Source organism: Streptomyces sp. NPDC088732, from assembly GCF_044751205.1.
In the GTDB taxonomy this organism is placed as follows: Bacteria; Actinomycetota; Actinomycetes; order Streptomycetales; family Streptomycetaceae; genus Actinacidiphila.
The window spans coordinates 25,525-38,065 of sequence record NZ_JBIVLI010000018.1 but is presented as its reverse complement, the minus strand read 5'-3'; the positions used below and the strand labels follow the sequence as shown (position 1 = coordinate 38,065).

The 12,541-nt window shown below is 68.8% G+C and carries 11 protein-coding genes and 1 tRNA gene; 9 read left to right on the top strand and 3 right to left on the bottom strand.

The genetic code is table 11. The features are described from left to right. Nucleotides 1-7: 7 nt before the first annotated feature. The 3 genes from ACIP9H_RS28195 to ACIP9H_RS28185 all read right to left on the bottom strand — a co-directional run bounded on the left by ACIP9H_RS28195 (nucleotide 8) and on the right by ACIP9H_RS28185 (nucleotide 3,003). Nucleotides 8-481, bottom strand: a complete 474-nt coding sequence (locus tag ACIP9H_RS28195; protein ID WP_401596864.1) for a GNAT family N-acetyltransferase — start codon at nucleotides 479-481, stop codon at nucleotides 8-10. A 135-nt stretch (nucleotides 482-616) separates the two neighbouring features. Next, nucleotides 617-1,630 (bottom strand): adenosine deaminase, encoded by a 1,014-nt coding sequence (locus ACIP9H_RS28190; RefSeq protein WP_401596867.1) that lies wholly within the window; start codon nucleotides 1,628-1,630, stop codon nucleotides 617-619. 155 nt (nucleotides 1,631-1,785) lie between these two features. Beyond that, nucleotides 1,786-3,003, bottom strand: a complete 1,218-nt coding sequence (locus ACIP9H_RS28185; RefSeq protein ID WP_401596870.1) for a pyridoxal phosphate-dependent aminotransferase — start codon at nucleotides 3,001-3,003, stop codon at nucleotides 1,786-1,788. A 203-nt stretch (nucleotides 3,004-3,206) separates the two neighbouring features. On the opposite strand from ACIP9H_RS28185, the gene ACIP9H_RS28180 reads away from it, so the two are divergent. The 9 genes from ACIP9H_RS28180 to rpoB all read left to right on the top strand — a co-directional run bounded on the left by ACIP9H_RS28180 (nucleotide 3,207) and on the right by rpoB (nucleotide 12,482). After that, a tRNA-Trp gene (locus ACIP9H_RS28180) sits at nucleotides 3,207-3,279 on the top strand. A gap of 78 nt (nucleotides 3,280-3,357) precedes the next feature. Beyond that, nucleotides 3,358-3,657: a preprotein translocase subunit SecE gene (secE, locus tag ACIP9H_RS28175; protein WP_319658468.1), complete on the top strand. Its 300-nt coding sequence runs from the start codon at nucleotides 3,358-3,360 to the stop codon at nucleotides 3,655-3,657. 69 nt (nucleotides 3,658-3,726) lie between these two features. After that, nucleotides 3,727-4,563 (top strand): transcription termination/antitermination protein NusG, encoded by an 837-nt coding sequence (nusG, locus tag ACIP9H_RS28170; RefSeq protein ID WP_401596874.1) that lies wholly within the window; start codon nucleotides 3,727-3,729, stop codon nucleotides 4,561-4,563. A 236-nt stretch (nucleotides 4,564-4,799) separates the two neighbouring features. Continuing rightward, on the top strand, nucleotides 4,800-5,234 hold the full coding sequence (gene rplK / locus ACIP9H_RS28165; RefSeq protein ID WP_360902549.1) for a 50S ribosomal protein L11: 435 nt from the start codon (nucleotides 4,800-4,802) through the stop codon (nucleotides 5,232-5,234). Nucleotides 5,235-5,326: 92 nt separating this feature from the next. Beyond that, a complete protein-coding gene (rplA, locus tag ACIP9H_RS28160; protein ID WP_401596879.1) occupies nucleotides 5,327-6,052 on the top strand; it encodes a 50S ribosomal protein L1 in 726 nt (241 codons plus the stop codon). Between the two features lie 149 nt (nucleotides 6,053-6,201). Then, a complete protein-coding gene (locus ACIP9H_RS28155; RefSeq protein ID WP_401961448.1) occupies nucleotides 6,202-7,116 on the top strand; it encodes a hypothetical protein in 915 nt (304 codons plus the stop codon). A gap of 276 nt (nucleotides 7,117-7,392) precedes the next feature. After that, on the top strand, nucleotides 7,393-7,950 hold the full coding sequence (rplJ, locus tag ACIP9H_RS28150) for a 50S ribosomal protein L10 (protein WP_401596885.1): 558 nt from the start codon (nucleotides 7,393-7,395) through the stop codon (nucleotides 7,948-7,950). A gap of 84 nt (nucleotides 7,951-8,034) precedes the next feature. Beyond that, nucleotides 8,035-8,418 carry a 50S ribosomal protein L7/L12 gene (gene rplL / locus ACIP9H_RS28145; protein ID WP_401596888.1) on the top strand — a complete coding sequence of 128 codons (384 nt, stop codon included), beginning with the start codon at nucleotides 8,035-8,037 and terminating at the stop codon, nucleotides 8,416-8,418. 575 nt (nucleotides 8,419-8,993) lie between these two features. After that, nucleotides 8,994-12,482: a DNA-directed RNA polymerase subunit beta gene (rpoB, locus tag ACIP9H_RS28140; RefSeq protein ID WP_401961444.1), complete on the top strand. Its 3,489-nt coding sequence runs from the start codon at nucleotides 8,994-8,996 to the stop codon at nucleotides 12,480-12,482. Nucleotides 12,483-12,541: the final 59 nt, after the last annotated feature.

Sequence of the window (12,541 nt, the reverse complement as noted above, 5' to 3'; positions counted from 1 at the left end):
GGCCCGGTCAGACGCCGAGTTCCAGCTCGCCCACCACCTGGTCCCCGCTGGTCTCCCCGGTCGGGCGGAAGCCGAGGCCCTCGTAGAACCGCTCGGGGCCGCCCGGGCCCGGCACCCATGTGCTGGTCATCCGGGTGCCGCCGCGACGGCGGATCTCGGCGGCGACCTCCGCGACGGCGAAGCGGCCGTAACCGCGGCCCTGCTCGTCCGCGTCCACGAGCAGCCGCCACAGGCCGGACCGCACGTCCCGGCCCGTGCCGTCGCCGGTCCAGTCGATGTCCAGGAACGCCATCACGAAGCCGACCGCCCGGCCGCCGTCGGTGATCAGCCGCGGCCAGGCGGTGTCCTGATGGACGTACGCCTCGGCGAGGGACTTCACGACCGGCGCGACCAGGTGCTCCTGTCCGGGCCGGACCCGCAGGCCGAGCGCGGCGTCGAGGTTGCCGGCGGTGATCGTTTCCAGGCGTGGTGCGCGTGTCATGCAGGGAACGATGCCGCAGTGCCCGGCGGGCGGGAAGTGACTTTCGGGGGCCCGCGCCGACGCCGACACGGACACGGCCGCCGCGCTGCCGGCCGCCGGCATCGCGCGGACCGTGCCGGCCGGGATCGCCCTGGATCAGTGAGCGAGCCAGTCGTCGACGCCGGCCAGCAGCTTGTTGCGGACCCCCTGCGGCGCCGCCGAGCCGCGTACGGACTGGCGGGCCAGTTCGGCGAGTTCGGCGTCGCCGAAGCCGTGGGCCTCCCGTGCCAGTTCGTACTGGGCGGCCAGCCGCGAGCCGAACAGCAGCGGGTCGTCGGCGCCCAGGGCCATCGGCACCCCGGCGTCGTAGAGGGTGCGCAGCGGCACCTGTCCGGGCTCCTCGTAGACGCCGAGGGCGACATTGGAGGAGGGGCAGACCTCGCAGGTCACGCCGCGCTCGGCGAGCTTCGCCATGAGCCGGGGGTCCTCCGCGGCCCGCACGCCGTGCCCGATCCGGCTCGCGTGCAGGTCGTCCAGGCAGTCGCGGACGCTGCTCGCCCCCGAGAGCTCGCCCCCGTGCGGGGCCGCCAGCAGGCCGCCCTCCCGGGCGATGGCGAAGGCGCGGTCGAAGTCCCTTGCCAGGCCGCGCCGTTCGTCGTTGGAGAGCCCGAAGCCGACGACGCCGTGGTCGGCGTAGCGGACCGCGAGGCGGGCCAGGGTGCGGGCATCGAGGGGGTGCTTGGTGCGGTTGGCGGCGACGACCACCGCCATGCCCACGCCGGTGTCGCGGGAGGCGCTCTCCACCGCGTCCAGGATGATCTCCATGGCCGGGATCAGCCCGCCCAGCCGGGGCGCGTACGAGGTCGGGTCGACCTGTATCTCCAGCCACCCCGAACCGTCCCTGGCGTCCTCCTCCGCGGCTTCCCGCACCAGCCGCCGGATGTCGTCGGGGGAGCGGAGCACCGAACGCGCGATGTCGTACAGGCGCTGGAAGCGGAACCAGCCGCGTTCGTCGGTCGCGCGGAGCCTCGGCGGCTCGCCGGAGGTCAGGGCCTCGGGGAGGTGCACCCCGTACTTGTCGGCCAGTTCCAGCAGGGTCGCCGGCCGCATCGAGCCGGTGAAGTGCAGGTGGAGGTGCGCCTTGGGGAGAAGGGAAACATCACGTGCCATTCAGAGATCCTGCCGCACCGCCCCGGGTTGTTGGTAGCGCTTTCCCCGAACGAGGGCTTGCCCGTACACGCGCGCGGGCCCCGGCCGAACCGGCCGGGGCCCGCGACAGCACCGATGCGTCAGGGCAGTCAGGGCAGTGAGGGCAGTCAGGCCAGTCAGGCCTTGGCCTCGCCCAGCAGCTTCTGGATCCGGGAGACGCCCTCGACGAGGTCCTCGTCGCCGAGCGCGTACGACAGCCGCAGATAGCCCGGGGTGCCGAAGGCCTCCCCCGGGACGACCGCGACCTCGGCGTCCTCCAGGATGAGCTCGGCGAGCTCCACGGAGCTCTGCGGCCGCTTGCCGCGGATGTCCTTGCCGAGCACGTCCTTGACCGACGGGTACACGTAGAACGCGCCCTCCGGCTCGGGGCACACCACGCCCGGGATCTCGTTGAGCATCCGCACGATGGTCTGCCGGCGCCGGTCGAAGGCCTCGCGCATCCGCGCCACGGCCTCCAGGTCGCCGGAGACGGCGGCCAGGGCGGCGGCCTGTGCGACGTTGCTCACATTCGAGGTGGCGTGCGACTGGAGGTTGGTCGCGGCCTTGACCACGTCCTTCGGCCCGATGACCCACCCGACGCGCCAGCCGGTCATGGCGTACGTCTTGGCGACGCCGTTGACCACGATGCACTTGTCGCGCAGCTCGGGCAGGAGCGCGGGCAGCGAGACCGAGGAGGCGCCGCCGTAGACCAGGTGCTCGTAGATCTCGTCGGTCAGCACCCACAGGCCGTGCTCGTGGGCCCAGCGGCCGATCGCCTCGGTCTCGGCCTCGCTGTAGACGGCGCCGGTCGGGTTGGACGGCGACACGAAGAGCACGACCTTGGTGTTCTCGGTGCGCGCGGCCTCCAACTGCTCCACGGAGACCCGGTAGCCGGTCGTCTCGTCGGCCACGACCGCGACCGGGACACCGCCGGCCAGCCGGATCGACTCGGGGTAGGTCGTCCAGTACGGGGCCGGGACGATCACCTCGTCGCCCGGGTCGAGGATGGCCGCGAAGGCCTCGTAGATGGCCTGCTTGCCGCCGTTGGTGACCAGCACCTGGGAGGCGTCGACCTCGTAGCCGGAGTCGCGCAGCGTCTTGGCGGCGATCGCGGCCTTCAGCTCCGGGAGGCCGCCGGCGGGGGTGTAGCGGTGGAACTTCGGATTGCGGCACGCCTCCACGGCCGCCTCGACGATGTAGTCGGGCGTGGGGAAGTCGGGCTCGCCGGCACCGAAGCCGATGACCGGTCGCCCGGCGGCCTTGAGCGCTTTGGCCTTGGCGTCCACGGCGAGCGTCGCGGACTCGGAGATCGACCCGATGCGGGCCGACACGCGTCGTTCATTTGCTGCGGTCATGTCTGCATCGTCGCAGACCGCGGGGGGCCCGGGCACACGAGTTCACGTTCCGGGCAGAACCGAGCCCAACCGCGCCGAACACGCAACGCATTCGACGGCCGGGCCAGGAACACGTACACTCATCCGTCGATGGCCCCCACGAGCCGATCAAGCCTGTGCACATCGTGCACTCGGCCGGATGCGGTACGTTGGGGGACACTCGAAGGGTCGTAGCTCAATTGGTAGAGCACTGGTCTCCAAAACCAGCGGTTGGGGGTTCGAGTCCCTCCGGCCCTGCTGTTCGCAGGCGCAAAGCTTCTTCAGTGTTTCGATGTATCGATGTATCGGCAATCAATCGGATTCAGGTGAGGACGAGTGACGGAAGCCCTGGGCTCGACCGCAACACCTGAAAGCGGTCGTCCTGACGACGGTTCCGCGGACGACGGCTCCAAGAAGGCCCGTCGCGGCGGCAAGCGCGGGAAGAAGGGCCCTCTGGCCCGCCTCGCGCTCTTCTACCGCCAGATCGTGGCGGAGCTCCGCAAGGTCGTCTGGCCGACGCGCAGTGAGCTCAGCACGTACACCAGCGTGGTGATTGTCTTCGTTGTGGTCATCATCGCGCTCGTGACCGTGATTGACTGGGGACTCAACAAGGGCGTCTCGTACATCTTCGGGTGATTCCCCTCGCGGAGGGCACCCGTGGTGCCCGACCGCCTGTTCCACATCTTGAAGGAAGAAGCAGCGACCGTGTCTGACCCGAACCTGTACGACGCCGACGAGACCGTCGAGGGCGACGACACCGCGCTCGACATCGTCGAGGCCGCCGACGGCGACATCGACCAGGCCGAGGCTGCTGACCAGGCCGCCGGCGAGCCGGCCGAGCAGGATGCCGTGCAGGTCGTCGACGAGGACGTGGACGAGGCGGCGGCCGGCGAGGGCGAGCACGAGGAGAGCGCGGAGGAGCAGGCCCCGGTGGACCCGGTGGCGGCCTTCCGTGACGAGCTGAAGGCCCTGCCCGGCGAGTGGTACGTCATCCACACCTACGCCGGCTACGAGAACCGCGTGAAGTCCAACCTGGAGCAGCGCGCCGTCTCCCTGAACGTCGAGGACTACATCTACCAGGCCGAAGTGCCCCAGGAAGAGGTCGTCCAGATCAAGAACGGCGACCGCCGCACCGTCCGCCAGAACAAGCTCCCCGGCTACGTGCTGGTGCGCATGGACCTGACGAACGAGTCCTGGGGCGTCGTCCGCAACACGCCGGGCGTCACCGGCTTCGTCGGCAACGCCTACGACCCGTACCCGCTGACGCTGGACGAGGTCACCAAGATGCTCGCTCCCGAGGTCGAGGAGCAGGCCGCCGCCGCCGAGGGCGGCGAGGGCGGCGCCACGAAGCGCAAGGTCGAGGTCCAGGTGCTGGACTTCGAGGTCGGCGACTCGGTCACGGTCACCGACGGCCCCTTCGCGACCCTCCAGGCCACGATCAACGAGATCAACCCGGACTCCAAGAAGGTCAAGGGACTCGTGGAGATCTTCGGCCGCGAGACCCCGGTCGAGCTCAGCTTCGACCAGATCCAGAAGAACTGACCGGACGGTCTTCGGACAGGGCCCCTGCCTCCAGCGTTCACCCGCTGGACAGGGGCCCTTCCGCGTGTCGGGGTTGTCGCGGGGCCGTCGGCCCAATGCCGCCCCCACGCCGCGCCAGGCGTCCTCGCCGGATGGTCTGACCTGCCGGTTTCAGGGTTTCGGCAGGCCACCGCTAAAATCGTGCGGTATGCCTGTTCGCAGGCAGGAACACTCTCACTAGGACCCGGAGAGAGCACATGCCTCCCAAGAAGAAGAAGGTCACGGGGCTTATCAAGCTCCAGATCAACGCAGGTGCGGCCAACCCGGCCCCGCCCGTCGGCCCGGCGCTCGGCCAGCATGGCGTCAACATCATGGAGTTCTGCAAGGCCTACAACGCGGCGACCGAGTCGCAGCGTGGCTGGGTGATCCCGGTGGAGATCACGGTCTACGAGGACCGTTCCTTCACCTTCATCACCAAGACGCCGCCGGCCTCCCGCATGATCCTCAAGGCCGCGGGTGTGGACAAGGGCTCCGGCGAGCCGCACAAGACCAAGGTCGCGAAGCTGACGCGCGACCAGGTCCGCGAGATCGCCACGACCAAGCTGCCCGACCTGAACGCGAACGACCTGGACGCCGCCGAGAAGATCATCGCCGGCACCGCGCGTTCCATGGGCATCACGGTCGAGGGCTGACACAGCCCCCGAGCACCTCTTCCCCACCCGCAAGAACGTGGCAGGGCCGGCTCGGCCCGCACCACGACTCCTCAGGACACACAGGAGCAGCAGTGAGCAAGCGCAGCAAGTCTCTCCGCGCTGCGGACAGCAAGATCGACCGGGAGCGTGTGTACGCCCCCCTCGAGGCGGTCCGTCTCGCCAAGGAGACCTCCACCACCAAGTTCGACAGCACCGTCGAGGTGGCCTTCCGTCTGGGCGTCGACCCGCGCAAGGCCGACCAGATGGTCCGTGGCACCGTGAACCTCCCGCACGGCACCGGCAAGACCGCCCGGGTCCTGGTCTTCGCGACCGGTGACCGTGCCGAGGCCGCGCGTGCCGCGGGCGCCGACATCGTCGGCGCCGACGAACTGATCGACGAGGTGGCGAAGGGCCGTCTGGACTTCGACGCCGTCGTCGCCACCCCGGACCTCATGGGCAAGGTCGGCCGCCTCGGCCGCGTCCTCGGCCCCCGTGGTCTGATGCCGAACCCGAAGACCGGCACCGTCACCCCCGACGTCGCCAAGGCCGTCACGGACATCAAGGGCGGCAAGATCGAGTTCCGCGTCGACAAGCACTCGAACCTGCACTTCATCATCGGCAAGACCTCGTTCGGTGAGCAGCAGCTGGTCGAGAACTACGGCGCCGCGCTGGACGAGATCATGCGTCTGAAGCCGTCCGCCGCCAAGGGCCGCTACATCAAGAAGGCCGCCATCAGCACCACGATGGGCCCCGGCATCCCGCTGGACTCCAACCGCACCCGCAACCTCCTCACCGAGGAGGACCCGGCCGCTCTCTGACCGGGTCGTGTGCTGTGAACCGGCCCCCGCGCCTCAAGGCGCGGGGGCCGGTTTTTTTCGTACGACGGTGTCCGCGCGGTGCGCTAGCGTGCCACCGGCCGCCGGGGAGGCCTCCGGGGCCGGCCGACGAGACACAGGGGTGGGAACTGATGAGCATGTCCGCAGGGAAGCGCGCGAGCGCCGGTCTGGCGGCCGCGGCCGTCGTGGTGGGCCTCGCCGGCTGCCAGAGCGGCGACACGGGCACCGGGGGGAAGGCAGGGGCCCTCCAGACGCGGAGCGAGGCGGTCCAGTTCATCCGTGCCGCCTTCACCAAGACCTCCGGGGCCAAGTCGGCCAAGGTCCGGATGACGGTCACGACGCCGCCCGGCATGCCGGGCGGCGGCACCGCGCAGCTCTCCGGCGTCCAGGGCTGGGACCCCGCGGTGATGGACATGGTGGCCAAGGGCTCCGCCCTCACGGGCGATGCCGCCGACGTCCCCTCCCAGGTGCACATGATGCTCGTGGACGGCGCCCTGTACACGAACCTGGGCCCCGGGCAGGCCGCCACCATGGGCGGCAAGCACTGGATGAAGCTGGACTTCAAGGCAGCCGCCGCGAGCGGCAACGCGGAGATGCAGAAGCAGATGGCGGCCGGCCTGGAGAACATGAACCAGGACCCGTCCGAGCAGCTGGCCCTGCTGCTGGAGTCGCCGAACCTCAAGCACCTCGGCTCGGAGAAGATCGGCGGCGTCCAGGCCGAGCACTACAAGGGCACGCTCACCTTCGAGGAGATGCTGGACGCCGGCAAGTCCGCCTCCGCCCTGTCCGGGAAGCAGCGCGCGGACGTGCTTGCAAGCACCAAGAAGATGGGGATCAAGGGCTACGACACCGAGTTCTGGGTCAACTCCGACCACTACCCGGTGCGGATGACCGTCGGGATGCGGATGGCCGGGGGCACGGTGAAGGTGCGCGCCGACTACTCCGACTACGGTGCCGCGGCCACCGTCAAGGCGCCGCCCGCCAAGGACACCGTGGACCTGTTCGGGATGCTGGGGAGCATGAAGCCCTCCGACGCGAACGGCTGACGCGAGGCCCCTGACGCCCGATTTGCTTGCCGCCGATCGGTTCGCGTACCCTTCCACGGAAGCCAAAGACCGCTGGTCGTTGCCGTGCCCCTACGGGGTGCGGCGGCCGAAGGATCCGTTTACTGCGGACGACCCGCGCAGGTGACTGTGGATGCACTCCTGGGAACGCTCACGCGCTCCCGGTCGAGTCACGCCCCGTGCGCCTGCGCCGGGGCGTTCGTTTTTCCCGGCCCCTTCCCGTGCGGTCCGAATCACCCGGAAGGAGGCCGAGGCTCTATGGCGAAGCCCGAGAAGGGCGCCGCGGTTGCCGAGCTGACGGACAAGTTCCGCAGCTCCAACGCCGCTGTGCTGACCGAGTACCGCGGTCTCACCGTGGCGCAGCTCAAGACGCTGCGCCGTTCGCTCGGTGAGAACGCCACGTACGCCGTGGTGAAGAACACGCTGACCAAGATCGCGGCCAACGAGGCCGGGATCAGCCAGCTGGACGACCTGTTCGCGGGTCCGACGGCTGTCGCCTTCGTCACCGGTGACCCGGTGGAGTCGGCGAAGGGTCTTCGTGACTTCGCCAAGGACAACCCGAACCTCATCATCAAGGGCGGTGTCCTTGACGGCAAGGCGCTGACCGCCGATGAGATCAAGAAGCTCGCGGACCTCGAGTCCCGCGAGGTGCTGCTCGCCAAGCTGGCGGGTGCCATGAAGGCCAAGCCCTCCCAGGCTGCCGCGGTCTTCCAGGCGCTGCCCTCGAAGCTCGTCCGCACCGTGGACGCGCTCCGTGCCAAGCAGGCCGAGCAGGGCGGTGCCGGCGAGCCGGCTCCCGCCGAGGACGCGGAGTAACCACTCCCGCTGTTCTCTAGCGGGCCCGTACGCCCGCCGCAATGTACATACGGCACCAGCCGAATTAGTGGAAGGACCGCCATCATGGCGAAGCTCAGCCAGGACGACCTGCTCGCCCAGTTCGAGGAGATGACCCTCATCGAGCTCTCCGAGTTCGTGAAGGCCTTCGAGGAGAAGTTCGACGTCACCGCCGCCGCCCCGGTCGCCGTGGCCGGCGTCGCGGGCCCGGGTGTCCCCGCCGAGGCCGAGGAGGAGAAGGACGAGTTCGACGTCATCCTCACCGGTGCCGGCGACAAGAAGATCCAGGTCATCAAGGTCGTGCGCGAGCTCACCTCCCTGGGCCTCAAGGAGGCCAAGGACCTCGTGGACGGCGCTCCGAAGCCGGTCCTCGAGAAGGTCAACAAGGAGGCCGCGGAGAAGGCCGCCGAGTCCCTCAAGGGCGCGGGCGCGTCTGTCGAGGTCAAGTGATCCATGCCCCTACCGGGGCTGATCAGCCGCAGGGCGGCCACCCTTTCGGGTGGCCGCCCTCGGTCGTTTGCGTGGGCCTTCACCCGGGCTGTCGGCATCCCCGGGTAAGGTGATCATCGTCGTTCCGCTGACGTCGCCGCTCGTCGCGTACCACCCCCTGTGACGATCTCCGCGGGGCGGGGGCCTTGACGAACCGCACGCAGCGCGCGATTCTCAGGACGCGTCGCCACATCGGCCATGTACCGAGGCATGGATCGAGGGCGATGCGGGAATGCCTAGCGTGGCAAGCGTGAACGAGGGGCATGACGGCTCACAACAAGGGGCTCCTACCGACCCCTACGGAGGACGAGATTGGTGCAGCACCGGTCTCCGAAACTCTGCACTGGACATCAGTGTGCCAAGTGGCTACACTGACCCTTTGCGCTGCCTGTTAGCTGTCGCCTGGCCCGTCACCAGGGACCAGCCCAAGCCTGAGCACACATGAGGAACCGTCCTGACCAGGACATCCTTGTCTGCGCCCGGGGGCGGAAGCCGGTACGCGCGTAGTGAGTCCGAGCCCTCGGAAGGACCCCCTCTTGGCCGCCTCGCGCAACGCCTCGACTGCCAATTCGAACAACGGCGCAAGCACCGCCCCGCTGCGCATTTCTTTCGCGAAGATCAAGGAGCCCCTCGAGGTCCCGAACCTCCTCGCGCTGCAGACCGAGAGCTTTGACTGGCTCCTCGGCAACGCCGCGTGGAAGGCTCGCGTCGAGGCGGCCCTGGACAGTGGTCAGGACGTCCCCACCAAGTCCGGTCTGGAGGAGATCTTCGAGGAGATCTCGCCGATCGAGGACTTCTCCGGGTCGATGTCGCTGACCTTCCGCGACCACCGTTTCGAACCGCCGAAGAACTCGATCGACGAGTGCAAGGAGCGCGACTTCACGTACGCGGCCCCGCTCTTCGTCACGGCCGAGTTCACCAACAACGAGACCGGTGAGATCAAGTCCCAGACCGTCTTCATGGGCGACTTCCCGCTCATGACGAACAAGGGCACCTTCGTCATCAACGGCACCGAGCGTGTCGTGGTGTCCCAGCTGGTCCGCTCGCCGGGTGTCTACTTCGACAGCCAGATCGACAAGACGTCCGACAAGGACATCTACTCCGCCAAGGTCATCCCCTCCCGCGGTGCCTGGCTGGAGATGGAGATCGACAAGCGCGACATGGTCGGTGTCCGCATCGACCGCAAGCGCAAGCAGTCCGTCACCGTCCTCCTGAAGGCGCTCGGCTGGACCACCGAGCAGATCCTCGAGGAGTTCGGCGAGTACGAGTCCATGCGCGCCACCCTGGAGAAGGACCACACCCAGGGCCAGGACGACGCGCTGCTCGACATCTACCGCAAGCTGCGCCCGGGCGAGCCGCCGACCCGTGAGGCCGCGCAGACGCTGCTGGAGAACCTCTACTTCAACCCCAAGCGCTACGACCTGGCCAAGGTCGGCCGCTACAAGATCAACAAGAAGCTGGGTGCCGACGCGCCGCTCGACGCCGGCGTGCTGACCGTCGAGGACGTCATCTCGGCGATCAAGTACCTGGTCAAGCTGCACGCGGGCGAGACCGAGACCACCGGCGACAACGGTTCCTCCGTGGTCGTCGAGGTCGACGACATCGACCACTTCGGCAACCGTCGTCTGCGCAACGTCGGCGAGCTCATCCAGAACCAGGTCCGCACGGGTCTGGCCCGTATGGAGCGCGTCGTCCGCGAGCGGATGACCACCCAGGACGTCGAGGCGATCACGCCGCAGACCCTGATCAACATCCGGCCGGTCGTCGCCTCCATCAAGGAGTTCTTCGGCACCAGCCAGCTGTCCCAGTTCATGGACCAGACGAACCCGCTGTCGGGCCTGACCCACAAGCGCCGTCTGTCCGCGCTGGGCCCCGGTGGTCTGTCCCGTGAGCGGGCCGGCTTCGAGGTCCGTGACGTGCACCCGTCCCACTACGGACGCATGTGCCCGATCGAGACCCCCGAAGGCCCGAACATCGGTCTGATCGGCTCGCTGGCCTCCTACGGCCGGGTCAACGCCTTCGGCTTCGTCGAGACCCCGTACCGCAAGGTCGACGAGACCGGTGTCGTGACCGACGAGGTCAACTTCCTCACCGCCGACGAGGAGGACCGCTTCGTCATCGCCCAGGCGAACGCGCCGCTGACGGAGGACAACCGCTTCGCGGAGTCCCGCGTCCTGGTGCGCCGCCGCGGCGGCGAGATCGACTACGTCCCCGGTGAGGACGTGGACTACATGGACGTCTCGCCGCGCCAGATGGTGTCGGTCGCGACCGCCATGATCCCGTTCCTCGAGCACGACGACGCCAACCGCGCGCTCATGGGCTCCAACATGATGCGCCAGGCCGTGCCGCTGCTGAAGGCGCAGGCCCCGCTGGTCGGCACCGGCATGGAGTACCGCTGCGCGGTCGACGCCGGTGACGTCATCAAGGCCGACAAGGACGGCGTGGTCCAGGAGGTCTCCGCGGACTACGTCACCGTCGCCAACGACGACGGCACGTACAACACCTACCGTGTCGCCAAGTTCTCCCGCTCGAACCAGGGCACGTCCTTCAACCAGAAGGTCGTCGTCGACGAGGGCGCCCGCGTGATCGCCGGCCAGGTGCTCGCGGACGGTCCGTCCACCGAGCAGGGCGAGATGGCGCTCGGCAAGAACCTGCTGGTCGCGTTCATGCCGTGGGAGGGCCACAACTACGAGGACGCGATCATCCTGTCGCAGCGCCTCGTGCAGGACGACGTCCTGTCCTCGATCCACATCGAGGAGCACGAGGTCGACGCCCGTGACACCAAGCTCGGCCCCGAGGAGATCACCCGGGACATCCCGAACGTCTCCGAGGAGGTCCTGGCGGACCTGGACGAGCGCGGCATCATCCGCATCGGTGCCGAGGTCGTCGCCGGCGACATCCTGGTCGGCAAGGTCACCCCGAAGGGCGAGACCGAGCTGACCCCGGAGGAGCGCCTGCTGCGCGCGATCTTCGGCGAGAAGGCCCGTGAGGTCCGCGACACCTCGCTGAAGGTGCCGCACGGCGAGACCGGCAAGGTCATCGGCGTGCGCGTCTTCGACCGCGAGGAGGGCGACGAGCTTCCCCCCGGTGTGAACCAGCTGGTGCGCGTCTACGTCGCGCAGAAGCGCAAGATCACCGACGGTGACAAGCTCGCCGGCCGCCACGGCAACAAGGGCGTCATCTCCAAGATCCTGCCGATCGAGGACATGCCGTTCCTGGAGGACGGCTCCCCGGTCGACATCATCCTCAACCCGCTGGGTGTCCCGTCCCGAATGAACCCGGGACAGGTCCTGGAGATCCACCTGGGCTGGCTCGCAGCACAGGGCTGGGACGTCTCCGGCCTCAGCGACGAATGGGCGCGCCGCCTCACGGCGATCGGCGCCGACCAGGTCGCCGCCGGCACCAACGTCGCCACCCCGGTGTTCGACGGTGCCCGCGAGGACGAGATCACCGGCCTCTTCGAGGCCACGATCCCGAACCGCGACGGCCAGCGCCTGGTGCTGCCCTCGGGTAAGGCCCGGCTCTTCGACGGCCGCTCCGGCGAGCCGTTCCCGGACCCGATCTCGATCGGCTACATGTACATCCTCAAGCTGCACCACCTGGTGGACGACAAGCTGCACGCCCGCTCCACCGGCCCGTACTCGATGATCACCCAGCAGCCGCTGGGTGGTAAGGCTCAGTTCGGTGGTCAGCGCTTCGGTGAGATGGAGGTGTGGGCCCTTGAGGCATACGGTGCGGCCTACGCGCTGCAGGAGCTCCTCACCATCAAGTCCGACGACGTCCTCGGCCGCGTGAAGGTCTACGAGGCCATCGTCAAGGGCGAGAACATCCCCGAGCCGGGCATTCCCGAGTCCTTCAAGGTGCTCATCAAGGAAATGCAGTCGCTCTGCCTCAACGTGGAGGTGCTGTCCTCGGACGGCATGTCGATCGAGATGCGCGACACCGACGAGGACGTCTTCCGCGCTGCGGAGGAGCTCGGAATCGACCTGTCCCGGCGCGAGCCGAGCAGCGTCGAAGAGGTCTGACGGGCCGGTAGGGGAGCCGCCCCGAGGCGGCTCCCCACCTCCCCCGGACCGTTCAGACA

Bases quoted from the DNA above. Each gene is read 5' to 3' on its own strand.
- ACIP9H_RS28155 (WP_401961448.1), top strand. From the start codon at position 6,202: ATGAGCATGTCCGCAGGGAAGCGCGCGAGCGCCGGTCTGGCGGCCGCG.
- ACIP9H_RS28185 (WP_401596870.1), bottom strand. From the start codon at position 3,003: ATGACCGCAGCAAATGAACGACGCGTGTCGGCCCGCATCGGGTCGATC.
- ACIP9H_RS28195 (WP_401596864.1), bottom strand. From the start codon at position 481: ATGACACGCGCACCACGCCTGGAAACGATCACCGCCGGCAACCTCGAC.
- rplL (WP_401596888.1), top strand. From the start codon at position 8,035: ATGGCGAAGCTCAGCCAGGACGACCTGCTCGCCCAGTTCGAGGAGATG.
- rplJ (WP_401596885.1), top strand. From the start codon at position 7,393: ATGGCGAAGCCCGAGAAGGGCGCCGCGGTTGCCGAGCTGACGGACAAG.
- rplK (WP_360902549.1), top strand. From the start codon at position 4,800: ATGCCTCCCAAGAAGAAGAAGGTCACGGGGCTTATCAAGCTCCAGATC.
- ACIP9H_RS28190 (WP_401596867.1), bottom strand. From the start codon at position 1,630: ATGGCACGTGATGTTTCCCTTCTCCCCAAGGCGCACCTCCACCTGCAC.